Source organism: Halorussus marinus (genome assembly GCF_004765795.1).
GTDB classification, from domain to species: Archaea; Halobacteriota; Halobacteria; order Halobacteriales; family Haladaptataceae; genus Halorussus; species Halorussus marinus.
In genome coordinates, this window is record NZ_SBIV01000001.1 from 581,946 (window position 1) to 606,339 (window position 24,394).

Genomic DNA, 24,394 nt, shown 5'->3' on the forward strand with positions numbered 1-24,394 from the left:
CGGGCGACCGTTAAAACGCTACTCGTACGGGCCGGCGGGCCGCGAGGGGCCGATCGCCGCCCGCCCTACGATTGGTAGACCGCGGCCACGCGCTCGCTCACGTCGTCCCACGACGGCAGTACGGCGGTGGGGGCGTCGCGCTCGGCGGCCTCACGAACGGCTTCGGAGACGGCCGTAGAGTCGACGTCCGCGACGCCGACGCAGTCATCGCGGTCGGTCCAGTCGACCAGCGCTCCGGCCTCCCGGACGACGCACGGCGTCCCGGCCGCCAGCGCCTCGGCGACCGTCATGCCGTACGACTCGAACGACGAGAGCGCGAGGTAGGTCTCGGCGCCGGCGTACAGACCGGGCAGGCGCTCGTCGGCGACGTAACCCAGAAACGTCACGCGGTCGGCGACGCCGGCCTCTCGGGCGATCGCTTCGAGTTCCGGGCGGTAGTCGCCCGACCCGGCGACCAGCAGGTCGTACTCCGGGAGGTCGGCGAGCGCCCGAATCGCGTGCTGGACGCCCTTGTACGCCTCCAGCCGGCCGACACAGAGCAAGTATGGGCGGTCGCGGCGTTCGGGCGATGCGTCGGCGAACCGCGCGACGTCGAGGCCGTTCGGGATCACGGTCGCCTCGGCTCCGAAGTCCGCGCGGAGCCGGCCGCGTTCCCAGTCGCTGACGGCGATCACGGCGTCGGCTCGGCCGAGCGCCCACCCGCCGACCGGTCGGTACAGCGAGAGCAGTCGGTCCCGAAGGTCGCCGGCGCTCGCGCCGTGATAGTGGGTCGTCACGACGAACCGTGCGTCGCCGGCGCCGAGCGCCGCGAACAGCACCGGTAGCGAGTGATAGTTGTGCGCGTGGATCACGTCGGGATCGACCCGCCGGACCGCGCGGGCGATCCCCGGCGCGACGTGGAAGGCGCCGCCGGGCGCGAACCCCCGGAAGCGCCGGACCGACACGCCGTTTCGCGTCTCCCGATCCGGAACGTCGGCGCCGGCGTCGGCGGCGAACACGGTCACGTCGTGGCCCCGAGCCGCGAGCCGCTCGCTGATCTCGGCGACGTGAGTCTCGACGCCGCCGGTGTGGGGCGGGTATCGCGGCGCGACCTGCAGGATCTCCATCTCAGTCGAACGCCTCGCGCAGTTCCTCGTCGACCTCCCACGTCCCGTCGCCCTTGCCCCGAAGCAACTCGACCGCGGCGTGGAGTAACGACACCTGCGAGTCGAAGACGGCGTAGATCGCCTGCAGTGGCCCGAGCAGGTCCTTCTGTCCGAGCCAGACGAACCCCGCGAGAGCGACCAGGACCGCGAGCCCCGCGGGGCCGACGACCGACACCGCGGCCGCGGTCACCGCGAGCGCGCCGAGCGCGACCAGCCACGGCGAGACGACCATGAACCACCAGTTGAACGGGAGGACGAGTCGGCCGTAGTTGCCGTACTTGCCCAGCGCGTCCCGGTGCTGGACGAGCAGTCGGATCAGGCCCATCCCGCGGCGGTCCTTCTGGAGGCGGCGCTTGCCGAAGTCCGAGTGGGAGGCCTCCTCGTAGCGGACCGCGGGGTCGAAGACGACCCGGTCGCCGCCCCGTCGGATCTTCAGCGCGAGTTCGGTGTCGTCGGCCAGCGAGTTCGGGTCGATCGGGACGACCGCGTCGTTCTCGAACGCCGAGAAGGGTCCGTGGAAAATGAGCGTCGAGTCGAGGTGGGATTCGAGCGTCTGGACGTGGGCCTGTACGCCCCGGTAGCCCGCTTCGACCTCGCTCCCGCCGAGCACCTCGGCGTTGCGCCCGGTGACCGCCGCCACCTCGGGGTCGGCGAGGTTCGCCGCGGCCACCCTGAGCGCGTCGTCGGCGACGTAGGAGTCGCAGTCGGTCTTGACGACCATCTCGTTTTCCGCGGCGGCGTACGCGTCGTTGAGCGCGGGCGCGAGTCCGCGGCGCTCGTCCTCGCGGATGAGGGTGAGTTCCGGGTACTCGCGGTCGGCGAGATACGACTCGATGCGCTCTGGGGTGTCGTCGTCGCTGGAGTCGACGACCACCAGTTCGACCTTCTCCATCGGGTAGTCGAGTTCGAGCAGGTCGTCGAGTTTCGTCTCGACGATGCCCGACTCGTTGTACGTCGGCAGGACGACGCTGACGGCGGGTTCGGCCTCGCGCTTGTCGGCGGGCGAGCCCTCGGGGCGGACCCACGCGTACAGCGCGAGGAAGGCGAGATACGGGAGGGCCGTCACCGCGACCAGCGCGCCGGCGACGGCGACGAGAGCGTTCATGCGCCCGACTACGAAATCGGATTATAACAGGCTGACGGTCGTCGCTCGGGCGGGTCGGCGGGTTCCGCCGTCGGCTGGGGTTCGAGGGTCGACCGCCGCGAGCGTGCGAGAAGTAAGCCTTTTGCGGGAGTGGTGACCACTCCCTGTCAATGGCCGAACGCGAGGACGTGTGCGTGCTCATCCCCACGCTGAACGAGGCCGAGACGATCGGCGAGGTCGTCGACGGCTTCACCGACCGCGGGTTCGAGAACGTCCTCGTCGTGGACGGCGACTCGACCGACCGGACACAAGAGATCGCTCGCGAGCACGGCGCGCGCGTGCTCCAGCAGTCCGGGTCGGGGAAGGGTCAGGCGATCCAGGAGGCGATCCGCCACATCGAGGCCGAGTACGTCCTGATGCTCGACGGCGACGGCACCTACCGGCCCGAGGACGCCGACGCGATGCTCGAACCCCTGCTGGAGGGCCGCTACGAGCACGTCATCGGCGACCGGTTCGCCGACATGGAGGAGGGTGCGATGACTCGGCTGAACAAGGCCGGCAACGGGATGTTCAACTGGGTGTTCCGGACGATCCACGGGGAGGACTTCGAGGACATCCTGAGCGGCTACCGGGCGTTCACCCGCGAGTCGGTCGAACGCTTCCACCTCGACGCCGACGGCTTCGGCGTCGAGACCGAGATGGCCGTCGAGTGCGTGAAACACGACGTGCCGACGACGGTCGTCCCCATCCGGTACGAGGCCCGCCCCGACGAGTCCGAGACCAACCTCCATCCCGTGCAGGACGGCGGGGTGATCTTGCTGACCCTCTACCAGCTCGCGAAGACCAACAACCCCCTGTTCTACTTCGGGAGCGTGGGCGTGCTGAGCGGGCTGTTCGGCGTCGCGGTCGCCGGCTACGTCGGCTACGAGTGGTTCGTCGGCCCGCGGGTCTCCCACGAGGTGCTGGCGGTGGTCGCGGCGTTCGCCATCCTGTTCGGGGTCCAACTGCTGATGTTCGGGGTGCTGTCGGACCTCATCGTGACGCTCCACCGCGAGCAGATGCGCCGGCTCAAGTGAGGTCGCGGGCCTGTCGCTCCCCGTTCCGGACTCGCCGGTACAGTTATTTCACTGACGTGAGTAGCTTCCGAGCGCATGGTGGACGGTCACAACCTACCCGATTACGACGACGCACGCGAGTCGTTCTCGTGGGACCAACTGTACGCCGAGGCCGACTGGGACGCTCCCGGCGAGCTCAACATCGGCCACGAGGTCTGCGACCGACACGCCGACGGCGGGGAGTCGGTCGCGCTCTATCAGGTGAGCGAGGACGGCGAGATGACCGAGACGACGTTCGCCGAACTCGCCGACCGGTCGGGGCGGTTCGCGACCGTCCTCGAAGAACTGGGCGTCGAGCGCGGCGATCGGGTGTTCTCCTACATGCCCCGCATCCCCGAGCATTACGTCGCGCTGGTGGGCACGCTCAAGCGCGGCGCGGTGTTCGGCGGCGTCAACGAGCGGTTCGGCCCCGACGGCATCGCCTACCGGCTCGACGACTGTGACGCCTCGGTCGTCGTGACGACCTCTGACAACCGCGACACGGTCGCGGACGCCCTCGACGACGCGCCGTCGGTCGAGCACGTCCTGACGGTCGACCGCGGTGGGGTCGTCCCCGACGGCGACGTCCGGTTCGGCGACGCGCTCGAGGAGGCGAGTCCCGAGTACGAACCCGCCCGGACGGGCGGCGAGGACGACGCGCTCCTGTACTACACCAGCGGGACGACCGGGCCGGCGAAGGGCGTCCTCCACAAACACCGGTGGGTCGCGGGCGTCGGGGCCACCCAGCGGTACGCGGTCGACCTCCAGCCCGACGACGTCTACTGGTCGACCGCCGACCTCGGGTGGCTCACCGGCCCGATCAACACCCTCGGGGCGTGGTTCTGGGGCACGTCGCTTTTCACCTACGAGGGCGAGTTCGACGCGGCGACGTGGGCCGACCTGCTCGACGAGCATCCCATCGACGTGCTGTTCAGCGTCCCGACCGCCTACCGGATGCTCCGGGAGAACGAGGAACTCCTCGACGGCGCGGACCTCGATCTGCGCCACGCCCTCTCGATCGGCGAGCCCCTCTCTGCGGGCGTGGTCGACTGGGCCGAGGAGACGCTGGGCGTGACGGTCCACGACACCTACGGCCAGACCGAGACCGGGAACATGATCATCAACAACTACCCGACGATGGCGCTCAAGCCCGGGAGCATGGGCAAGCCCTTGCCCGGCGTCGAGGCCGCGGTCGTCGACCCCGACACCGGCGAGGTGCTCCCGCCGGGCGAGACGGGCGAGATCGCCCAGCGGGGCGAGTACCCGTGTTTCTTCGCGGGCTACTGGGAGAAGCCCGAGAAGACCGCCGACTGCTTCGTCGACGGGCCGGACGGCGAATGGTACCTCTCGGATGACCTCGCCAGACTGGACGAAGACGGCTACTTCTGGTTCGAGGGGCGGGCCGACGACGTCATCATCTCGTCGGGCTACCGGATCGGTCCATTCGAGGTCGAGAGCTCGCTGGGCGAGCATCCGGCGGTCGCGGAGGCCGCGGTCGTGCCCAAACCCGACCGCGAGCGCGGCAACATCGTGAAAGCCTACGTCGTGGCGAGCGACGACGCCGACCCCGACGACGAGCTGAAAGACGACGTACGGACCCACGTCCGCGAGGAGCTGTCGGCCCACGAGTACCCCCGCGAGATCGAGTTCGTCGACGAGCTTCCCAAGACCGTGACCGGGAAGATCAGACGGACCGAGCTCCAGGACGACGCCCAGCGGGAGGCCGACGTCCAGCGAGAGTGAGCCGCCCGTGGCGCCGACTCAGAGCGGGAGCGCGGCCCGAAATCGCTCGAAGACGCCCGGCGTCCGGGAGTTTCGGTAGCGTTCGAACACCGGGTGGAGCGCGTTCAGAAACTCCTGTTTGTTCTCGAAGCGGTCGCGGTCGACGTCGCCGACAGCCTCCGAGAGGGGCACCTCGTGGCCCTTCGCGTTGTAGTCGATCTCCGGATCCGACAGCGCCCTGACGACCTCCTCGCCGGTGGCCGGAAACGTCACGTCTCCGTCGTCGAGCGCGGCCGCCACTTCGGCGATGCCGAACTCGATGACGTCCGGGCCGTCGTCGGAGTTCGACGGTGGTGGCCTCATTCCCATGGTCGAAGGTACTCACTCGCGGTACGAAAAGCTACCTCCTCGGTCTCGCGGTCGGCGCCGACCGGCCGTCCGGGCGAACCGACCCGACCGCGCGCCGAGACCAACGGTTTTCTTAACCGTCGGCGTCGTACGTGACGGTATGACAGGCGTACGAGTCGCTGGGGTCGGCCTCACCCACTTCGGGAAACACCCCGAGCGGACGGGTCGGGACCTCTTCGGGGAGGCGGCCGATCGCGCGTTCGCCGACGCGGGCGTCGACCGGTCGGCGGTCGAGGGACTGAACTACGGCAACTTCATGGGCGAACTCGCCGAACACCAGGGCCATCAGGGCCCGCTGATGGCCGAGGCCGCGGGCGTGACCGCGCCCGCGACCCGCTACGAGAGCGCCTGCGCCTCCAGCGGCACCGCGCTCCGGGAGGCGGTCAAGGACGTGCGCAACGGCGAGGCCGACGTGGTGCTCGTCGGCGGGGCCGAGCGGATGAACAACCTCGGAACCGCGGGCACGACCGAGGCGCTCGCTATCGCGGCCGACGACCTCTACGAGGTCCGAGCCGGGATGACGTTCCCCGCGGCGTACGCGCTGATGGCCCGCGCGTACTTCGAGGCGTACGGCGGCTCCCGGGAGGACCTCGCGGAGATCGCGGTCAAGAACCACGACAACGCCCTCGAAAACGAGTATGCGCAGTTCCAGCGCGCCATCTCGGTCGAGGAGGCCCTCGACGCCCCGATGGTCGCCGACCCCCTCGGGCTGTACGACGCCTGCCCGATCACCGACGGCGCGAGCGCGGTCGTGCTCGTCAGCGACGAGTACGCCGACGACCACGGGCTAGAGGCGCCGGTCGCGGTCACCGGGACGGGACAGGGCGGCGACAAGATGGCGCTCCAGGACCGCCAGTACCTCGCTCGGACGCCCGCGGCCGAACGCGCGGCCGCGGAGGCCTACGACGACGCCGGCGTCGGGCCGGCGGACGTGGCGGCCGCGGAGGTCCACGACTGTTTCACCATCGCGGAGGTGCTCGCGCTCGAAGCCCTCGACTTCTACGCGCCCGGCGAGGCGATCGGCGCGGCGGCCCGCGGCGAGACCACCCGGGACGGCGACCGACCGGTGAACCTCTCGGGCGGCCTGAAGGCCAAGGGCCACCCGGTCGGGGCCACCGGCACGAGTCAGGTGGTCGAGATGACCCGACTGCTACGGGGCGACCACCCCAACAGCGACGCCGTGGACGGCGACGTCGGGGTCACGCACAACGCCGGCGGGACGGTCGCGAGCACCACCGTCCACGTTCTGGAGGTGACAGAATGACCGACGATACGCGCGTCCGCGACGAGGGGTTCGACGACTTCCTCGACGCGGTCGAGGCCGGCGAGGGCTTCTACCTCGAGTGTCCGGACGGCCACGGTTCGTTGCCGCCCCGGCAGGTCTGTCCCCACTGCGGGGCGGGCGACCTCGGAGAGACGCCGCTCGCCGAGACCGGCGAGATCGAGACCTACACGACGGTCCACGTCGCCGCCCCGGAGTTCGACGACGACACCCCGTACGTGACCGCGGTGGTCGACTTCGGCGGCGTCCGGCTGACCGGCCAGCTCCGGGACGCCGCGCCCGAGGACGTGGCGGTCGGCGCCGAGGTGACTCCGGACGTCGCCCGGACGGAGACGACCGGCGAGCGAATCCTCGTCTTCCGGTAGCTACGTCTCGACGCCCTCCTCGACGGGCTCGTCGCGTTCTTCGATCGACTCCTCGGTGAGCTCGTCCAACAGCACGTCGAGGAACGGACCCGGGTGCTCGGCGTGGGGGAGGAGTCGGGCGTCGTCGAAGACGACGAGCTTTGCGTCCGCACGTTCGGCCAGCGCCTCGCCCTCTTCGAGGGGCGTCACGGTCGCGTTCCGGCCCCAGACGAGCGTGACCGGCACGTCGACCGCCGCCAGCTCGGCCCCGAGGTCGGCGTCGGGGTCGAGAAAGCCCGAGACGAACGAGGCGGGCGCGAAGCGGGCGCCGGGCTGGTGGGCGGTCTCCCACTGGTACTCGACGTCCTGTTCGGTGTAGCTCGCCTCGGTCGAGTAGGCGTCGCGGTTGTCGAACCAGTCGAGCGAGCCCTTGCTCACCAGCGCGTTGAAAAGCGCCTGTCCGACGAGCGGCGACCGGAACAGCGACCGGACCCACGTCCGGCGCGGGCCGGTCTCACCGGTCGGACACACCAGCAACAGCCGGTTGAACGGCGCGGCCTGTCGCTGTGCGAGCGTGGCGTAGGCCCCGGTCAGCGACGACGCCACGCAGGCGGCGTCGTCGGTCACGTCCTCGGCGAAGTCGGCGACGAACGCGGTGTAGAGCGCCGCCGAGTAGGTCAGGGGCGGTCGGTCCGAGCGGCCGAACCCGGGGAGGTCGGGCGCGATGACGTGGTGGGTCTGTGCGAGCTGGCTCCAGATCTGGTCGAACTCCTTGTTCGACGCGGCGGCGTGGACACCGTGCAACAACAGCACGTCCGGGTCGTCGGGGTCGCCGGCCTCGGTGTACGCGACGTCGAACCCCCGCCAGCGGTAGGTCTCCTGACGGCCCTCCAGCGCGGGGTCGAGGTCGCCGGCCTTCCAGGCGAGCAGTCTGTTTGCGAGCGCGGCGGAGCCGAGTCCGCCCGCGAGGGCGGCGGCGGTTCTCGTGAGCTTCATATCGGATACGTCACTGCGAGGAAAGTTAGCCGTTGCGCCGCGACGGCGGTCGCGGCTCGCGTCCGGGCGACTACCGCTGGACGCCCAACTGGTCGTAGAGGAACGTCCAGCGGTCGAGGTTCTCGCGGACGACCATCGAGGTTGGCTTGCCGGCGCCGTGGCCGGTCTCGGTCTCGGTCCGGAGCAGGATCGGGTCGTCGCCGGTGGTCGCGTGTTGCATCCGGGCGGTCATCTTCCGGGCGTGGCCCGGGTGGACCCGGCTGTCGCCCTCGGCGGTCTTGAACAGCACCGACGGGTAGGCTCGCTCCTCGACGTTGTGGTACGGCGAGTACTCCCGGAGGTACGCGAACGCCTCCGGATCGTCGGGATCGCCGTACTCGGTGGTCCACGACGCGCCGAGCAGGAACTCGTGGAACCGGAGCATGTCGAGCAACGGGACCGCACACACCGCCGCGCCGAACAGGTCGGGACGCTGGGTGATCGCCGCGCCGACGAGGAGTCCGCCGTTCGAACCGCCCATCGCGGCGAGCCGGTCCGGGCTGGTGTAGTCGGCCTCGATCAGCCCCTCCGCGACGGCGTGGAAGTCGTCGAAGACGTTCTGCTTGTTCTCGTACATCCCCGCGCGGTGCCAGTCCTCGCCGTACTCGGCGCCGCCGCGGAGGTTCGCCTGAACGTAGACGCCGCCGTCCTCGAAGAACGGGGTCCGGAACCGGTCGTAGCTCGGCGTGAGCGAGACCCGGAAGCCGCCGTAGCCGTAGAGGACGGTCGGGTTGTCGCCGTCGCGGTCGAGCCCCTCGCGGTGGACTACGAACGCCGGGATCTCGGTCCCGTCGGCCGACTCGAAGAACCGCTGGTCGACCGCGAGGTCGATTTCCTCGTCGGTCGTCTCGCGCTCGCTGACCACCTCGGTCTCGCCGGTCTCGGCGTCGAGCCGCGAGACTCGCGGCGCGCGGTCGAACCACTGGGCGCGGAAGAACGCTTCGGGGGCGTCGGGTCGGCCCCGGAGCGCGCCCCGGCCGATTGCGGCGTACCCCGGCAGGTCGACCTCCCGGCGACCGCCGCCGTCGAGGTCGTACACCGACAGCGACGAGTGGGCGTCGCGCTGGTCGTGGACGACGAGCGAGTCGCCGGCCAGCACCGCGTCGGTCAGGATGGCCTCCCGTTCGGGCACCACTTCCCGGAGGTCGTCGGGGTCGACCTCGACGGCGTCGACGTCACACGCGAGGATCCGGGCGTTCGGCGCCTCGTAGTCGGTCCGGAGATAGACCACGCCGTCCCGGACCAGCGGTCGGAACGAGGCGTCGGCGTCCGCGACGACGTCGACGAGTTCGCCGTCGGTCGGCGACCCCTCCCAGCGGTGGACGGTCGAGGTCGTCCACCCCTGGTGGAAGGCGACGACGAGCCGCCCGTCCTCGGTCTCCAGTTGGGGCCAGACGTGCTCGCCGACCTCGTCGGTCAACACCGGGTCGTCGGCGTCGGTGCCGAGTTCGTGGTATCGTAGCTCCTTGTCGAGTTGCTCGCCGTCGGCGGCCGACCCGGTCGCGACGTAGTAAAAGCCCTCGTCGGTCCACGCCAGCCCGTCGGGGCCGGTCCGACCCCGGTCGGGGAGCACGTCGCGGACCTCGCCCGACGAGACGTCGAGGACCGTCACGTCGTACTGCTCGTCGCCGCCCTCCGCGACGCCGTACGCGACCAGCGACCCGTCCGGCGAGGGGGCGAACCAGTCGAGCGACTCCTCGTCGGCCCACTCGTTGGGGTCGGCGAGCACGTCGGGCTCGGCGTCGAGACGCGGCCGAAAGAGGAGTCTGGCGCGGTCCTCGTCGGGCGCTTCGACCCGCTGGAAGTACCCCCGCTCGCGGGCGACCACCACGCCGTAGTCGGCGACCTCGGCGCGGGCCTCCATCCGGGGCGCGAGGTCTTCGCGGGCGTCGCCGTCGAGGTGGCGGTCGGTGTGGTCGTTCTGCCGATCGACCCACTCGTGTACCGCCTCGTCGTCGCCCTCCAGCCATCGGTACGGATCGCGGACCTCCTCGCCGTGGACGGTCTCGACGACGTCCCGGCGCTCGGTTTCGGGTGGGGTTGTCACACGCGGACCGTACCGCGTGGCGACCATAAATCGGTCGAATCGGCCGACGCGGTCCGCAAACGTGTTAATCCCCGGCCCGAAACCCACGCGCATGGTCGTTTCGAGTGCTCCGGGCAAAGTGTATCTGTTCGGAGAACACGCGGTCGTCTACGGCGAGCCCGCGGTGCCCTGCGCCATCGAGCGCCGCGCGCAGGTCACCGCCGAGGAGCGCGACGACGATCGCATCCGGGTCCGGGCGGAGGATCTGAGCCTCGACGGGTTCACCGTGGAGTACGGCTCGGCGAGCGACGCCGCCCCGGACGTAGACGTCGCGGAATCGCTGGTCGAGGCCGGGATGGGCTACGTCGACGCCGCGGTCGAGCAGGCACGCGACGCGGCCGACGCGCCGGAGGCCGGCTTCGACATCACCGTCGAGAGCGAGATCCCGCTCGGCGGGGGGCTGGGCTCGTCGGCCGCGGTCGCGGTCGCGGGCATCGACGCCGGCGCCCGCGAACTGGGCGTCGAGCTCTCGACCGAGGAGATCGCCGAGCGCGCCTATCGCGCCGAACTCGCCGTCCAGGACGGCGAGGCCTCGCGGGCCGACACCTTCTGCTCGGCGACCGGCGGCGCGGTCCGGGTGGAGGGCGACGACTGCCGGGCCATCGAGGCGCCGGCGCTCCCGCTGGTGATCGGGTTCGACGGCGGCGCGGGCGACACCGGCGAGCTCGTGGCGGGCGTACGGGCGCTCCGCGAGGAGTACGACTTCGCGGCCGACACCGTCTCGGGCATCGGCGATCTGGTCCGTCGGGGCGAGCGGGCGCTGGCCGACGGCGACCTCGAGGAGCTCGGCCGGCTCATGGACTTCAACCACGGCCTGCTCGAAGCGCTCGGAGTCTCCTCGCGGTCGCTCGACAACATGGTGTGGGCCGCCCGCGACGCCGACGCCCTCGGCGCGAAGCTCACCGGCGCGGGCGGGGGCGGCTGTATCGTGGCGCTCGATCCGAGCGACGGCACCGAGACCGCGCTCAAGTTCACGCCCGGGTGCGAGGACGCCTTTCGGGCCGAACTCGACACCGAGGGCGTGCGCGTGGAGGACCGATGACGACGGTCCTCAAGCTCGGCGGGAGCGTCATCACCGACAAGGACCGCCCGGAGGCCCTCGACGGCCCTGCGCTCGACGCGGCGGCCGACGCGGTCGCCGACGCGCTGGCCGCGGGCGACGTCGCCGACCTCGTGGTAGTCCACGGCGGCGGGAGCTTCGGCCACCACCACGCCAGCGAACACGGCGTCTCGAAGACCGACGGGTCGGCCGACGCGACCGCCGCGGTCGAGATCCACGCCGCCATGAAGACGCTCAACGAGTTCGTCCTCTCGCGACTCCACGACCGGGGCGTGCCCGCGGTGCCGGTCCACCCCTTCTCGGCGGCGAGCCGCGACGAGACGGCGGCGCTCGACCTCCCGACCCGACAGGTCGAGACCATGCTCGGTGAGGGGTTCGTGCCGGTGCTCCACGGCGACGTGGTCGCCCACGCGGGCGAGGGCGTGACGATCCTGAGCGGCGACGAGGCTGTCGGCGCCGTCGCCGAGGGCGTCGGCGCCGACCGGGTGGGCTTTTGCTCGACGGTGCCGGGCGTGCTCGACGACGCCGGGGACGTCGTCCCGGAGATCCGGTCGTACGAGGCGGTGGCGTCGTCGCTGGGCGGGAGCGACGCCACGGACGTGACCGGCGGGATGGCCGGGAAGGTCCGGGCGTTGTTGGAACTGGACGCGCCGGCCGCGATCTTCGGCACCGAGGCCCTCGAGGCGTTCCTCGCCGGCGAGGACCCCGGGACGCTCGTCCGGGGCTGACCCTGCTCTCGGAACCGCGGGCGGGGGCGTCCAGCGTGCCGGAACCGGGAGGAATAATTGTCCGGCGACACTTCGACACGGCGTGAACCACCGCTTTGCCACCGCCGGTCTCTTCGTCCTCCTCGCGACCCTGTGGGGGTTCTCGTTTCTGGCGATCTCGGTCGGGTTAGAGACGCTTGAGCCGATCCTGTTCGCGGCGTTCCGGTACGACATCGCCGCCGTGTTGTTGCTCGGGTACGCCGTCTTCGGCGGCGCGACGTGGCGGCCCACCGACCGAGCGAACCTCGGCGCGGTCCTCGCCGGCGGCGTGTTTCTGGTCGGCGCGAACGCGTTCCTGTTCGTCGGCCAGCAGACGGTCCCCAGCGGGGTCGCCGCCATCATGCAGAGTCTCGTCCCGATCGTGACGTCGCTGTGGGCGCTGGGCCTCCTCCCCGAAGAGCGAGTTTCGGCGAGGGGCGCGGTCGGCATCCTGCTCGGGTTCGCCGGCGTCGCGCTCATCGTGCGCCCGGACCCCGCGAACCTGACCGGCGGGCTCGTCGGTCGGCTCTTCATCCTCCTCCAGGTCGCGGGCGTGGCGCTCGGCGGCGTGCTCGTTCAGCGCGCCAGCCCGACGCTCGACAACGCCGCCCTGTCGGGGTGGTCGATGTTCGTCGGGGGCGTCTTGCTCCACGCGGTCAGCGCCGGCGTGGGCGAACCGTTCGCGCTCCCGTCGACCCCGGCGGCGGGCGCCGCGGTCGGGTACCTCGGCGTGTTCGCGACCGCGATCGCCTTCCTCATCTACTTCACGCTGCTTGAGGTCCGGGGCGCGCTCGAAACCTCGCTGGTCTCGTATCTCGTTCCGGTCGTGGCGACCATCGCGGGCGTCGTCGTGCTCGGCGAGTCGATCACGCCGCTGACGATCGTCGGGTTCGGCGTCGTGTTCGCCGGGTTCGTCGTGCTCAAGCGCCGGGCCATCGCCGACCTCGTCGACGGCGCGCGACGGGCCGGCGGGACCGCCGGCGATTGACCCGCGGGCCGTCAGAGATCGGCCCCGTATCTCGCCGGTATCAGCCGCCTTTTGGACGATCCGGCCGAGTGATCCGGTAATGGCCGCCGACTACATCCATCTGAACCTGTTCACGATGAACTCCGTCGAGCACGTCACGACGGGCAACTGGCGGACTCCGGGCGATCAGTCCCACCGTTACACCGACCTCGACTACTGGCTCGACGTGGCCCGAACCGCCGAACGGGGCGGCTTCGACGGCGTCTTCTTCGCGGACGTCCGCGGCATCTACGACGTGTACGGCGGCGATCGGGAGACCGCCGTCGAGAACGCGATCCAGACGCCCTCGAACGACCCCGCGTATCTGGTGCCCGCGATGGCGTCTGTGACCGACCACCTCGGGTTCGCGGTCACGAAGTCGACCTCGTACAACCACCCCTACCAGCTCGCCCGCGAGCTGTCGACGCTCGACCACGTCACCGACGGTCGGGTGGCGTTCAACATCGTCACCTCGTATCTGGAGAGCGCCGCGGCCAACCTCGGGGTCGACGACCGGATGGACCACGACGAACGCTACGACCGGGCCGACGAGTTCATGGACGTCTGTTACGCCCTCTGGGAAGACAGCTGGGACGACGACGCCGTGGTCCGGGATCGCGAGACCGGGGTGTACACGGCCCCCGACGGGGTCGAGGCCATCGACTTCGAGGGCGAGTACTTCGACGTTCCCGGCCCCCACGGCTGTGAGCCATCCCCTCAGCGCACGCCCGTGCTGTATCAGGCCGGCTCCTCGGAGCGGGGCCGGGCGTTCGCCGCCGACAACGCCGAGGCGGTCTTCGTGAGCCAGCCCACCGAACGGGGCGTCCGAGACTACATCGAGGACATGCGCGAGCGGGCGGCCGAGCGCGGCCGGGACCCCGACGACCTCCGGTTTTTCCCGGGCATCGTCCCCGTGGTCGGCGAGACCGAGGAGATCGCACGCAAGAAGTACGAGACCTACGCCGAGAACGTCGACACCGAAGCGACGCTCGCGCTGTTGGCGGGGTTCATCGACCTCGACTTCTCGGAGCTCGACCCCGACCAGCAGGTCGAGCACATCGAGACCGAGGCGATCCAGGGCGCGATCAACGCCTTCACCAAGAACGATCCCGACCGCGACTGGACGGTCGGCGAGGTCGCGGAGTTCGCGGGGCTCGGGACCACCTCGCCGGTCGTGGTCGGCGACCCCGAACAGGTCGCCGACCGGCTCGAGTACTGGCACGAGGAGGTGGGGGTCGACGGCTTCAACCTCAAGGAGATCGTCCGACCGGGGACCTTAGAGGACTTCGTCGACATGGTGGTGCCCGAGCTTCGGGACCGCGGACTCGTCCGCGAGGCCTACGAGGGCCAGACCCTGCGCGAGAACCTCTTCGAGGAGGCGGGCCGGACGGCGCTGGCCGAGGACCACCCGGCACGGCGGTGAGACCGGCGACCCGTCGGGCGATCCGCCACCTCGCTTAAGTCTCTGAGGCGGGTAGATCCGAGCGTGAGGACGCGTTCGGTCGCGGTCGTGCTCGCGGTGGCGCTGATCTCGGTCGTCGGGGCCGCGTCGGGCGTCGGCGCCGACGGGACCGACCGCCCCGAGTGTACGTACGACGAGTCGGCGCTGAAGGCCTACCAGCCGACGACCGCGATCGGACACCTCGACGTCGAGCCGACCGCGAGCTACGGCGGCGTCTACTCCTCGCCCGACCGCGAGACGAGGCGTACGTCTACTTCCTGTGGTACCCCAGACAGAGGGGGACGCTGACCGTCGACAGCCACGCCGAGGACCGCGAACCCGTCTACGTGCTGGTCGACGACGACACCGGGGAGGTACGGCGGATCATCTACTCGGCGTACCACTACATCAAGGGCACCGAGACGCCGTCGGACCTGCCGATGAACGGCTCGCACGTCCGGCTTCGGGTCGTCGAACCCTGGCACCAGTACGCGCCCGCCGACGAGCCCGGGACCCGGGTCCGGTTGCGGAACTACTGCGAGGCGGTCGAGGACTGGCACGCCGACGGCTGGCGGGCGTCGAGGGCGGCCACCGAGAACCCGTGGACGATGACCGACCGGGACAGCTGGTGGCGACGCGGCTCGCTCGACTACTCGCTGTCCGAGCGCTACTGGGAGTCGCGGCGGGCGTTCGAGGACGCGGTCCCGCCGATCAACGTCAGCGTCCCGTCGCTGACGGGGCGACCCGAGCCCACACCCCCGTGAGACGGCGTCCGACGCCGCGGTCGGAACGTCCCGGTCGACTCAGTACCGATAGAGGGTCGTCACGTACGGCAGGCGGTTGTACAGCCAGACGGCGACCGGGAGCCCGACCACGGTCAGCGAGACCACGTACGCCAGCCCCATCCAGGCGAGGCTGGCCCACCATCCGACCAGCAGGAAGTAGACGGCCCGAACAGCCAGATTCGGCTGTTCGCGCGCTCCCGAGCCCGCGACCAGCGACCCCGACCGCTCTTTGAGCGTCAGCACTTTCGGGACGGCGTTTATCATCTTGATGCCGACCGGGAGCCCGACGATCGTCACCGTGAGCACCCACGCGGCCGTGAGCCACAGCCCGGTGGCCCACCAGCCGACGAATAGGTACCAGAGCGCCCGGACCACCAGCGAGTGCTGTTTCCGTCGAGTCGACATGCGTCCTCGGGGAACTATCGCTTCGGGACATATGCCTTCCGGTGGCACGACCGCCGGGTTCGGGAACCGAGCGCTTTTGACCCGGCGCTCCGACACCACGCACATGACCGACTCCCTCGAGATCCTGCTGACCAACGACGACGGGATCGACAGCCCCGGCATCCGCGCCCTCTACGACGAACTCGCGGCGGTCGGGAACGTCACCACCGTCGCGCCCGCCGACGACCAGAGCGCGGTCGGCCGGGCGATGTCCTACGAGGTGGCCGTCGAGGACCACGAACTCGGCCACGCGGTCCACGGCACGCCCTCGGACTGCGTCGTGGCCGGCCTCGCCGAGATCGGGCCGTACCCCGACGTGGTGGTCTCGGGCTGTAACAAGGGCGCGAACCTCGGAGCCCACATCCTCGGCCGGTCGGGCACCGTCAGCGCCGCGGTCGAAGCCGCGTTCTTCGGCGTGCCCGCGATCGCCGCCTCGCTCCACGTCCCCAACGACGAGTGGCCCCGCGAGACCGCGGTCGACGAGTACGCCGAGGTGGCCGAGTCGGTGCGGTATCTCGTCGAGGAAGCTCCCGACGCGGGCGTGTTCGAGCACGCCGAGTACCTCAACGTCAACGCGCCCCTCCCGACCGAGGAGCACACGCCGATGGTGGTGACCCGGCCCTCCCACGTCTACGACATGGACGCGACCCGAGACGGCGACGGCGTGGTCTCGCTCCACGACAACACCTGGTCGCAGATGGAGTCGGACACGCTCCCGGACCCCGAGGGGACCGACCGGCGAGCGGTCTACGAGGGCAAGATCAGCGTCTCGCCGCTGACCGCGCCCCACACCACCGAGCGCCACGAGGCGCTCGACGACCTCGCCGAACGCTACTGATCACGCGAGGAGCGGTCGACCGAGAGAACAAACATATAGGTGCCCGAGCGCGTCTGCAGAACCATGTCGCGAACGCTCCGCGAACTGCTCGACGGGAACGCGGCCCACGCCGCCGACTTCGAGACCAGATTCGACGCGGTTCAGGACGCCCAGCACCCCGAGGCGGTCACGGTCTGTTGTTCCGATTCGCGAGTCCTCCAGGACCACGTCTGGGGCAACGACGAGCCCGGCCGGCTGTTCACCTGCGGTAACATCGGCAACCGGGTCGTCCAGCAGACCGCCGACGGCGAGGTCGTCTCGGGCGACGTCCTCTATCCGATCGAACACACCGGCACCGACACCGTCGTCGTGATGGGCCACACCGGATGCGGCGCGGTGACGGCGACGTACGACGCGCTGACCGACGGCGTCTCCGAACCCCCGGGGATCGACCACTGCCTCGATCTGCTCGCGCCCCACCTCGAACCCGGCGTCGAGGCGCTCCCGGCGGACCTCGACAGGGCGGCGGCGATCAACCGGCTCGTCGAGTACAACGTCGACCGGCAGGTGGCGTTCCTCCGCGAGAGCGACGAGGTCCCCGACGGGACCGACGTGTTCGGCGTCGTCTACGACTTTCAGGACGTCTACTCCGGGCGGCGCGGGGAGGTCCACGTCGTCAACGTCGACGGCGAGCGAGACGTCGAGACGCTTCGGGACGCACACCCCGAGGTGGCAGACCGGATCGAACGCCGCTGGGAGTACTGACTCGGACGACGCGAGAGAAGTCGGGGACGACGGCGACGTGCCTCATCCGAACGTTTTTGAAACACCCTCCCCGAGGACGGTGTAATGCACCGACCCTCGTCCGATCCTTCGAACGGGGAGTCGTCACTGTTTCATCTCGTTTTCGTCTGGTTGCTCGTCGGGCCCTCGGTTTTCGGTCTCGGATGGGACGTAGCCGATGCAGTCCCGGTCTCGGGTCCGCTCTCTTCGATGGGAGCCGGCTTGGTCTTCGGAACTGTCGTCGTCGCCGTACTCTGGATCGCGGGGTTCCGCCCCTCGCTTTCGGCCGGTGGCGGCTACTTCATCGCCGAACTGGCTTCGCACGCTCTACTGACTCTTGGCGGGAGCCTGTTCGTCGTCTCCGAAGGGACGCTCTCACCGTGGGTCGAAGTTTCGGTTCGGAGCCTCTCGATAACACTCGCGGCCGCGCTCGTCTTCACCAGTTCGGGAAGACGGATTCGTGCCGACATCTGGAAGCGGGGACGGAACCTCGTCAAGACGCCGCCCGACGTCGACTCGTAGACGGCCGCTCTGACTATCCTGGGTCCCGTTAGCGACGCTTCCGGTGTTCCGGCTTGAGGCCCGATTATGTAATATGACCGATGAAAGGCGGCATGCGTCTCGTCGACCTCGCGCAACTGGTCGGTGCAGTTCTGCTCGCACTGCTCGTCGTCCCACCGGTCGTGTACGTCGCGTTTCACCGGATCGTGAACTTCTGACCGGCGCCGCTGGCGTGTGGACGCGAGTGCCGCTGTCCGTCGCCGGCGTGATTTTCGCCACCGCCCTCTGGGGAGCCCTCCGGGTGGTCGAGTGAGACTACGCACGAACAGCACGAGTCGACGGCGCCGCGCTCGGTGTTACCTGCTCTCGCGTTGCTCGACCTTGTTCAGCTCGATCAACAGCCGAAAGATCGCCTTCACGAGGTTGTCGTCGACGTCGAACTTCTGGGCGTTCGCGCCCGCCCGGTCCATCACGCGCTGTTCTTGGTCCTCGTCGGTCGTCGGCATGTCCCGCTGGTCTTTGACCTCCGCGACCGTCTCGGCCACGTAGGTCCGGCGCGCGATCAGTTCCACGATCTCCCGATCGATCGTCTCTATCTCTTCGCGGAGCTCCGCGAGGCTCATCTCGTCCGGCCGCCGTCGTTGCGTGTTGTCGTCAACCATGTCGTACCCTCCAGTTCGTTCCATCGGTCGCGGACCCCGGCGAGCGCCTCGCGTTCGCCGACCGCGACGAAGCTCGGTCCGGTCCCCGACAGCGAGACGCCGGCCGCGTCGGGGAGCGCCGACAGCATCGGGTCGGCGGGGAACTCCAGCGCCGCACAGAACGCGAAGCCGTTGACCGTCATCGCCTCGGCGTACCGGCCCTCGAGCGCGAGGTCCGCGACTAACTCCGCGACCGGCGCGATGCGTTCGCACCGCGAGACGTCGGCGTCGGCGCTGTAGGCGGTCTCGGGCGGCGTCCACACGAGCACGTCCCACGAGACGTCCTCGTGGGCGAGCAGTTCGTCGGTCCGGTTGTCGGTGACCGTGACGCCACCGAGCATGCTCGCGCTCGCGTCGTCGAACGCACCGGTCACCGTCACGCCGGCGTCGCGGGCCGCCTCGACCCCGAGCCGACAGGCCGCCTCCCGTGGCACCTCCTCGGCGATCCCGAGCGCGTCGAGAGTCGCCAGCACCGTCGCGTTCGCCGCCGCGCTCGAACTCTTGAGCCCGGCGGCCATCGGCACCTCGCTGTCGGTCCGAACCGACCCGCCCGAGAGATCGCCGTCGCCGTATTCCGCGAGCGCGCGCTCGACGCACCGTTCGATCAGCTCCGTGTCGGCGTCGGGCGCGTCCGCGATCTCGCCGGCGACCGTCCCCGAGTCGTCGAGTTCGACCGTCGCGGTCGTCTCGGCGTCGATGGCGAACGCCGACCCCTTGCCGCAGGCGAGGGCGTTCAGCACTGTTCCCGCCGCGGGCGCCGAGGCTCGACCGTCCATGTGTGTCCGTCTCTCGCGGGGGGTATTGACGCTGGTGGTTGGCGCAAGACCGACTCCGGAGCCGACGAGCGCCGCCGTCCGAAGCGCGTCCCTTTTCCCGATACCTCGCCAATTCCCGGCCATGAGCGCGCGCAACGACGTGGCGCCCGACACGCTCGGCGTCGAGCTGACCGAGGACGGCATCGTCGTCGAGTACACCGACGGCCGGGAGACGTTCTACCACGGGGTGCCGACGAAGGTCGACGGCACGCTCCGGACCCAACCGGGCAAGCTCGTGCAGGTGCTGGTCACCGATCCGACCGAGACCGAGGGCGTGCTGATGTACGTCAACGACCGCAACACCCACGACGAGATCCTCGAAGAGACCGGCGTCGGGCGCGTGATGCTCGACCCCGGCGAGGCGGAGTCGCTGTTCCCCGGCGTCGACGTGCGGATGGACGGCTACGCCATCGAGATCGAGGCCGACCCGGAAGTCGCCCGGGGTCGGGTGTTCGTCTTCGAGGAGGACCAGCTCGGCGAGTCCTCCTACGAGTTCGTCGACGAATGAGCCTCCCGAAACGCTGGCGCGAACTCTCGCGTACGACGGTCGGGTCGGTCCCCGAACGGTACGGCGTGTACGAACTCGGCGACGCCGACGGCGAGGTTCTGTCCGTCGAGTGGGGCGTCCTGCGGGACGAACTCAAGGACGCGCTGGCGTACGCCGACGCCGAACAGGTCCGGTGGGAGGCGTGTGAATCCGAGCGCCACGCGCAGGAACTGGCGGCCGAACACCGCGAACGCGCCGGCCTCTGAGCCGTCCGGAGAGTCGAGCCGACCCGGATCGAGTGTGGCGGGCCGGCGCGGCCGTCACTGGATGTACGAGGGGTCCTCGTGGTCGCAGTTTTCTTCGTGCTGCTCGGCGTCGCCCTCGTCGTCGAACATCATGCCGCAACCCTCGCATTTGTACCACGTCATGTCGTCGCGCTCGGTTTCGACCACCATGTTCGATGGTACAGCACACGAAAGTAAATCGTTTGCCCCGAGACGCGGGCCGGTCGCGGTGTCGGTCCGGAGATTCACGTCCCGCCCGACAGGGGAATCCTCAAGGCGGTAGAGCTATCAGAGGTTGACATGAACGCGAAGGGATCGGCCGCGGTCGAACTCACCGTGCAGGGCGCCGAAAAGCGGGACGCCGGCCGGGGGATCGCCCGCATCCCCGAGTCGGCCCGCGCGACGCTGGGGGTCCTGAGCGGCGACACCGTGGTCATCGAAGGCGAGCGCGACACCGTCGTCAAGGTGTGGCCCGCGGGCACCGGCGTCAGGTCCGGCGTCGTCCAGATCGACGGCGAGACCCGGACGAACGCGGGGGTCAGCATCGGCGACGGCGTCACCGTCCGGAAGATCTCGGTCGAGGACGCCGACGCCGTCAGGCTGTCGCCGACCGCGCAGTTCTCGGCCGACGATCGGGAGACCTTAGAGACCGCACTCAAGCGCGCGCTTCGGGACCGCCCCGTCAAGGAGGGCGAGCGCGTCCGACTCGAACGCCTCGGCGACGCCGGCACCTTCCACGTCGCCGCGACCGATCCGGACGGCGTCGTCCGGGTCTCGGCCGAGACGGACGTGTCGGTGTCGCTTGGCGACGATTCGACGCCGACCTCGATCCCGGTTCTGAGCGGCGACGACGACGCGCCCAACGAGCCGACGGGCGCGACCTACGAGGACATCGGGGGCCTCGAAGAGGAGCTCCGGCGGGTCCGCGAGATGGTCGAGCTCCCGCTGTCGAACCCCGCGCTGTTCCGGCGGCTCGGCATCGACGCCCCGAAGGGCGTCTTGCTGTACGGCCCGCCGGGGACCGGCAAGACCATGATCGCGAAGGCGGTCGCCAACGAGGTCAACGCCCACTTCATCACCGTCTCGGGGCCGGAGGTCATGCGCAAGTACAAGGGCGAGAGCGAAGAGCGGATCCGCGACATCTTCCAGGAGGCCCGCGAGGAGGCGCCCACGATCGTGTTCTTCGACGAACTCGACGCCATCGCGAGCGAGCGCGACGAGGAGAGCGACGTCGAGAACCGCGTGGTCGCCCAGCTCCTGTCGCTGATGGACGGGCTCGAATCCCGCGGGCAGGTCATCGTGATCGGCGCGACCAACCGCGTCGACGCAATCGACCCCGCGCTCCGGCGGGGCGGACGGTTCGATCGGGAGATCGAGATCGGGGTCCCCGGCGAAGCGGGGCGTCGCGAGATTCTCGACGTTCACACCCGCGGGATGCCCCTCGCCGACGACGTCGACGTCGACCGGCTCGCGGCCGGCACCCACGGCTTCGTCGGCGCGGACCTCCACGCGCTGGCGACCGAGGCCGCGATGGCCGCGCTCCGGCGGGCCCGGGACGCCGGGGCCGACGACGAGGAGTTGATGGACGTCGAGGTGACCCGACGGGACTTCGAGACCGCGATGGCGTCGGTCGACCCCTCGGCGATGCGGGAGTTCGTCGCCGAGTCGCCCGACACCACCTACGACGACGTCGGCAACCTCGAAACGGCCAAACAGACGCTCACCGAGGCCGTCGAGTGGCCCCTGGCGTACCGCAACCTCTTCGAGGCGACCCGGACCGAGCCGCCGACCGGGATCCTCCTCCACGGCCCGCCGGGGACCGGCAAGACGCTTCTGGCCCGGGCGCTGGCGGGCGAGACCGACGTGAACTTCATCCACGTCGACGGCCCGGAACTGCTCGACCGCTACGTCGGCGAGAGCGAGAAGACGGTCCGGGAGATATTCGACCGCGCCCGGCAGGCCTCCCCCGCCATCGTCTTCTTCGACGAGATCGACTCGATCGCTGGCCAGCGCGGCGCCGGGATGGGCGGCGGCGCGGAGGTCAGCGAGCGGGTGGTCTCCCAGTTGCTCACCGAGATGGACGGCCTCGCGGAGAACCCCAATCTGATCGTGCTCGCGGCGACGAACCGCCGGGACGCGCTCGACTCGGCGCTGTTGCGGCCCGGTCGCCTCGAAGAACACGTCGAGGTCCCGGCGCCCGACGAGACCGGCCGGCGCCAGATCCTCGACGTTCACGCCGGCGACAAGCCGATCGGCGACGACGTGGATCTGGACGAACTCGCGGCCGACCTCGCGGGGTACACCGGCGCGGACCTCGAAGCGGTGGTCAGAGACGCCTCGATGCGGGCGATTCGGGAGGCCGCCGACGCGTGGGGCGTCGAGCAGGCCGACGCGAACGCCCACGAGATCGAGATTCAACACAAGCACTTCGAGGCCGCGATCGAGAAAGTCCGGCCGACGCTGACCGACGAGTGACGCGGTCGCGACCGTTTATGTCGATCGGCGCCCATCTCCGGTCGTGAGCCTCCCCGAAGCGGTCCGACCGCGCCGACCGCACGCGCTCGCGCTCGTGACGGCGCTGTTCCCGGCGCTGTACGTCGTCTACAGGGATGCGAACGGGGCGTGTCCGGCGGACGCCGACTGTCTCGGCGCGACCCACGTCGGCTACGCGCTCGCCGGACTGGCCGGGAGCTACCTCTTTGCCGTGCTCGCCGTCGCCGTCGTCGACGCCGAGTCGCTCGCGGCCGACTCGCCGCTCGCGCGCCTTGCGCTGTTCCCGTCGGACCTGACGCTCGGAGTCCTCGGGGCGATCGTCGCGGGGCTCGGGGCCTACGCGGTCGCGTCGCTCGCCGGGGCGGTTCCGACGGCGGTCGACGCCGCGCTTGCCCCGGTCGGCCTCCTCGTCGGACTCCCGTTCGCCGCGACGGCGGCCGCGCTCGTGCTCGTCGGGAGCGCGGTCTCGGCGACGCCGCCGTTGGCGTTCCGGTACGCCGTCGTCGCGGGATCGCTCGCGCTCACCGGCGGGTGGGTGTTCGCGCTGGCGACCGGGGCCGCGGCGCTCGTCCGGCGAGCCTCCGCGGTCGGGCCGAATCGGGAGTGAGAGCGACGGCTCCGCCCCGCGAAGTCGCGTCCCGGGAGCGAGGGTCTCGGTCATCGCCGCCCACCGGACCGCGCTCGACCGACCGGACGCGCCGGATCGGCTCCGAACGCTCGACTGATCGCGCCGGGGCGCTGAATTCGTGTCTACTCCGTAACGTATATCGGCGCGGTGCTCGTCCCGTCAGTATGATTGGTGGGAGGCGGCTTTACGAACGCGCTGACGGGTGGCTAACGGGGCTCTCTCGGGTGCCGTACGCGGTCGTCTTGGGGTCGGCGGCGGGCGTCGGCGTTCTCGGAGTCGGTCTCGTATCGGGCGGTGGGCTTCCGGTGCTTCGGGCCCTCACTATGGCGCTGGTCATGTTCGGGTTAGAGTGCGCGTTCGGAGTTCACCAGACCGACGGCTGATTGTGCCGGCGATCTCTCGCGGCTTTCGGAGCCACGTCGGGGGCGAGGCTCGTAACTCCCGACGACTGACCGGGCGCAGTCCCCTACGGATCTGCGGTCGCGGTTTCCGGTGGCTCGGCGACCGCGACCGTCATCTTCGAGACGCTGTCGCACTTGGTCACCGAGTCGACGCGGTACCACTCGCCGAGGCGTATCTCGGGCAGTGGCGTCGGTTCGGTGTCGGTGGCCGACTCGGTATCACCTGCGGTCGTGGTCTCGCTCGTCTTCTCGGTCGTCGTCGCGTCCTGTAACGCGGCTTCAGTTGCAGTCTCCGGCCCGGCGGTCGTCTCTCCGACGGCGGTCTCCGGCGTAGTCGTCGTCTCAGCGGTGTCGTTCACCGCGGTCGTCTCCGGCGTAGTCGTCGTTTCGTCAGTGGTGGCGATCGCTTCCGGGGAGACCAACAGCCCCTCGTACCCGAGGTCGATGTCGCCTCTGTACGCCCTGACGATGAGCACCCGCAACTCCGAGGGATCGCCGGCGTCGCGACAGCTCGCGGGGACGGACTCGGTCGCGGGGTCGCCCTCCGGGGTACGTAGGGGCGACTGGACCTGAAACCGGTCGCCGGTCTGGAGCCCGTAGCTGAAAGCGTAGCTCGACTCCCCGCCGTCGTTCTGCGTGACCGTCCCGTCCAGCGCGGAGACGCCGCTCGCCGCCAACCCGAGTCCCGCCAGTCCCGCGGCCGCCCCCGCCCGGAGGATATCGCGCCGTCGCGGTGGTTCGCCGTCTGGCATGCGGTCTTCTCCCGCGGGTAGGGAGTTATACCGGCGGGGCTGTTCACACT

27 protein-coding genes are annotated in these 24,394 nt (G+C 70.2%); 17 read left to right on the forward strand and 10 right to left on the reverse strand.

Features of this window, described 5'->3' with window-relative positions; all coding sequences use genetic code 11:
* Positions 1-65 precede the first annotated feature (65 nt).
* The gene (locus EPY72_RS02960) at positions 66-1,106 is read right to left on the reverse strand and encodes a glycosyltransferase family 4 protein (RefSeq protein WP_135805515.1); all 1,041 of its coding nucleotides are present in this window, start codon (positions 1,104-1,106) and stop codon (positions 66-68) included.
* A gap of 1 nt (position 1,107) precedes the next feature.
* Positions 1,108-2,250: a glycosyltransferase gene (locus EPY72_RS02965; RefSeq protein ID WP_135805516.1), complete on the reverse strand. Its 1,143-nt coding sequence runs from the start codon at positions 2,248-2,250 to the stop codon at positions 1,108-1,110.
* A 149-nt stretch (positions 2,251-2,399) separates the two neighbouring features.
* Here EPY72_RS02965 and aglJ point away from each other — a divergent pair, with 149 nt between their 5' ends.
* Positions 2,400-3,305 carry an S-layer glycoprotein N-glycosyltransferase AglJ gene (gene aglJ, locus EPY72_RS02970; RefSeq protein ID WP_134670595.1) on the forward strand — a complete coding sequence of 302 codons (906 nt, stop codon included), beginning with the start codon at positions 2,400-2,402 and terminating at the stop codon, positions 3,303-3,305.
* A 75-nt stretch (positions 3,306-3,380) separates the two neighbouring features.
* Positions 3,381-5,066, forward strand: coding sequence for an acetate--CoA ligase (locus tag EPY72_RS02975; RefSeq protein ID WP_135805517.1), 1,686 nt, complete (start codon positions 3,381-3,383; stop codon positions 5,064-5,066).
* Between the two features lie 18 nt (positions 5,067-5,084).
* Here the strand turns inward: EPY72_RS02975 and EPY72_RS02980 are convergent, their stop codons facing one another.
* Entirely contained in the window at positions 5,085-5,408 is a 324-nt protein-coding gene (locus EPY72_RS02980; RefSeq protein ID WP_209019583.1) for a DUF5789 family protein, read from the reverse strand.
* Between the two features lie 145 nt (positions 5,409-5,553).
* On the opposite strand from EPY72_RS02980, the gene EPY72_RS02985 reads away from it, so the two are divergent.
* Together EPY72_RS02985 and EPY72_RS02990 are read left to right on the forward strand one after the other, a co-directional pair.
* On the forward strand, positions 5,554-6,717 hold the full coding sequence (locus tag EPY72_RS02985; RefSeq protein WP_135805518.1) for a thiolase C-terminal domain-containing protein: 1,164 nt from the start codon (positions 5,554-5,556) through the stop codon (positions 6,715-6,717).
* Positions 6,714-7,100 (forward strand): Zn-ribbon domain-containing OB-fold protein, encoded by a 387-nt coding sequence (locus tag EPY72_RS02990; protein WP_135805519.1) that lies wholly within the window; start codon positions 6,714-6,716, stop codon positions 7,098-7,100. Before EPY72_RS02985 ends, EPY72_RS02990 begins: the two co-directional genes overlap by 4 nt.
* On the opposite strand, the gene EPY72_RS02995 is transcribed toward EPY72_RS02990, so the two are convergent.
* Positions 7,101-8,075, reverse strand: coding sequence for an alpha/beta fold hydrolase (locus EPY72_RS02995; protein ID WP_134670590.1), 975 nt, complete (start codon positions 8,073-8,075; stop codon positions 7,101-7,103).
* Positions 8,076-8,145: 70 nt separating this feature from the next.
* Positions 8,146-10,161, reverse strand: coding sequence for a prolyl oligopeptidase family serine peptidase (locus EPY72_RS03000; protein ID WP_244605509.1), 2,016 nt, complete (start codon positions 10,159-10,161; stop codon positions 8,146-8,148).
* A 91-nt stretch (positions 10,162-10,252) separates the two neighbouring features.
* On the opposite strand from EPY72_RS03000, the gene mvk reads away from it, so the two are divergent.
* The 6 genes from mvk (at position 10,253) to EPY72_RS03030 (ending at position 15,217) form a co-directional block, all read left to right on the forward strand.
* Positions 10,253-11,242 carry a mevalonate kinase gene (mvk, locus tag EPY72_RS03005; RefSeq protein ID WP_134670588.1) on the forward strand — a complete coding sequence of 330 codons (990 nt, stop codon included), beginning with the start codon at positions 10,253-10,255 and terminating at the stop codon, positions 11,240-11,242.
* Positions 11,239-11,988 carry an isopentenyl phosphate kinase gene (locus tag EPY72_RS03010; protein WP_135805521.1) on the forward strand — a complete coding sequence of 250 codons (750 nt, stop codon included), beginning with the start codon at positions 11,239-11,241 and terminating at the stop codon, positions 11,986-11,988. The genes mvk and EPY72_RS03010 overlap by 4 nt, the downstream gene beginning before the upstream one ends.
* An 82-nt stretch (positions 11,989-12,070) precedes the next feature.
* Complete coding sequence (locus tag EPY72_RS03015; protein ID WP_135805522.1) at positions 12,071-12,994, forward strand: DMT family transporter; 924 nt, start codon at positions 12,071-12,073, stop codon at positions 12,992-12,994.
* A gap of 79 nt (positions 12,995-13,073) precedes the next feature.
* Positions 13,074-14,435 (forward strand): LLM class flavin-dependent oxidoreductase, encoded by a 1,362-nt coding sequence (locus tag EPY72_RS03020; RefSeq protein WP_135805523.1) that lies wholly within the window; start codon positions 13,074-13,076, stop codon positions 14,433-14,435.
* 63 nt (positions 14,436-14,498) lie between these two features.
* On the forward strand, positions 14,499-14,762 hold the full coding sequence (locus tag EPY72_RS03025) for a hypothetical protein (protein ID WP_135805524.1): 264 nt from the start codon (positions 14,499-14,501) through the stop codon (positions 14,760-14,762).
* A gap of 38 nt (positions 14,763-14,800) precedes the next feature.
* Positions 14,801-15,217 carry a hypothetical protein gene (locus tag EPY72_RS03030; RefSeq protein WP_135805525.1) on the forward strand — a complete coding sequence of 139 codons (417 nt, stop codon included), beginning with the start codon at positions 14,801-14,803 and terminating at the stop codon, positions 15,215-15,217.
* A 39-nt stretch (positions 15,218-15,256) separates the two neighbouring features.
* Here EPY72_RS03030 and EPY72_RS03035 read toward each other — a convergent pair whose 3' ends face one another.
* A complete protein-coding gene (locus tag EPY72_RS03035) occupies positions 15,257-15,643 on the reverse strand; it encodes a YccF domain-containing protein (RefSeq protein ID WP_134670583.1) in 387 nt (128 codons plus the stop codon).
* A gap of 103 nt (positions 15,644-15,746) precedes the next feature.
* On the opposite strand from EPY72_RS03035, the gene surE reads away from it, so the two are divergent.
* From surE to EPY72_RS03050, 3 genes are all read left to right on the forward strand, one after another.
* Complete coding sequence (surE, locus tag EPY72_RS03040; RefSeq protein ID WP_134670582.1) at positions 15,747-16,520, forward strand: 5'/3'-nucleotidase SurE; 774 nt, start codon at positions 15,747-15,749, stop codon at positions 16,518-16,520.
* 63 nt (positions 16,521-16,583) lie between these two features.
* On the forward strand, positions 16,584-17,264 hold the full coding sequence (locus EPY72_RS03045; protein WP_134670581.1) for a carbonic anhydrase: 681 nt from the start codon (positions 16,584-16,586) through the stop codon (positions 17,262-17,264).
* 84 nt (positions 17,265-17,348) lie between these two features.
* A complete protein-coding gene (locus EPY72_RS03050) occupies positions 17,349-17,804 on the forward strand; it encodes a hypothetical protein (protein WP_135805526.1) in 456 nt (151 codons plus the stop codon).
* A 335-nt stretch (positions 17,805-18,139) separates the two neighbouring features.
* Here the strand turns inward: EPY72_RS03050 and EPY72_RS03055 are convergent, their stop codons facing one another.
* On the reverse strand, positions 18,140-18,445 hold the full coding sequence (locus tag EPY72_RS03055) for a chorismate mutase (protein WP_134670579.1): 306 nt from the start codon (positions 18,443-18,445) through the stop codon (positions 18,140-18,142).
* The gene (locus tag EPY72_RS03060; protein WP_134670578.1) at positions 18,403-19,260 is read right to left on the reverse strand and encodes a shikimate kinase; all 858 of its coding nucleotides are present in this window, start codon (positions 19,258-19,260) and stop codon (positions 18,403-18,405) included. The genes EPY72_RS03055 and EPY72_RS03060 overlap by 43 nt, the downstream gene beginning before the upstream one ends.
* A 121-nt stretch (positions 19,261-19,381) precedes the next feature.
* On the opposite strand from EPY72_RS03060, the gene EPY72_RS03065 reads away from it, so the two are divergent.
* Complete coding sequence (locus tag EPY72_RS03065; protein WP_134670577.1) at positions 19,382-19,807, forward strand: DUF5796 family protein; 426 nt, start codon at positions 19,382-19,384, stop codon at positions 19,805-19,807.
* The gene (locus EPY72_RS03070) at positions 19,804-20,052 is read left to right on the forward strand and encodes a DUF7508 domain-containing protein (RefSeq protein ID WP_135805527.1); all 249 of its coding nucleotides are present in this window, start codon (positions 19,804-19,806) and stop codon (positions 20,050-20,052) included. The genes EPY72_RS03065 and EPY72_RS03070 overlap by 4 nt, the downstream gene beginning before the upstream one ends.
* Before the next feature lie 54 nt (positions 20,053-20,106).
* On the opposite strand, the gene EPY72_RS19935 is transcribed toward EPY72_RS03070, so the two are convergent.
* Positions 20,107-20,241 carry a DUF7128 family protein gene (locus tag EPY72_RS19935; protein WP_280177949.1) on the reverse strand — a complete coding sequence of 45 codons (135 nt, stop codon included), beginning with the start codon at positions 20,239-20,241 and terminating at the stop codon, positions 20,107-20,109.
* 129 nt (positions 20,242-20,370) lie between these two features.
* On the opposite strand from EPY72_RS19935, the gene EPY72_RS03075 reads away from it, so the two are divergent.
* Both EPY72_RS03075 and EPY72_RS03080 read left to right on the forward strand, forming a co-directional pair.
* Positions 20,371-22,545, forward strand: a complete 2,175-nt coding sequence (locus EPY72_RS03075) for a CDC48 family AAA ATPase (RefSeq protein WP_134670575.1) — start codon at positions 20,371-20,373, stop codon at positions 22,543-22,545.
* Between the two features lie 43 nt (positions 22,546-22,588).
* A complete protein-coding gene (locus EPY72_RS03080; RefSeq protein WP_135805528.1) occupies positions 22,589-23,170 on the forward strand; it encodes a hypothetical protein in 582 nt (193 codons plus the stop codon).
* Positions 23,171-23,657: 487 nt separating this feature from the next.
* Here the strand turns inward: EPY72_RS03080 and EPY72_RS03090 are convergent, their stop codons facing one another.
* Positions 23,658-24,344 carry a hypothetical protein gene (locus EPY72_RS03090; RefSeq protein WP_135805530.1) on the reverse strand — a complete coding sequence of 229 codons (687 nt, stop codon included), beginning with the start codon at positions 24,342-24,344 and terminating at the stop codon, positions 23,658-23,660.
* Positions 24,345-24,394 lie beyond the last annotated feature (50 nt).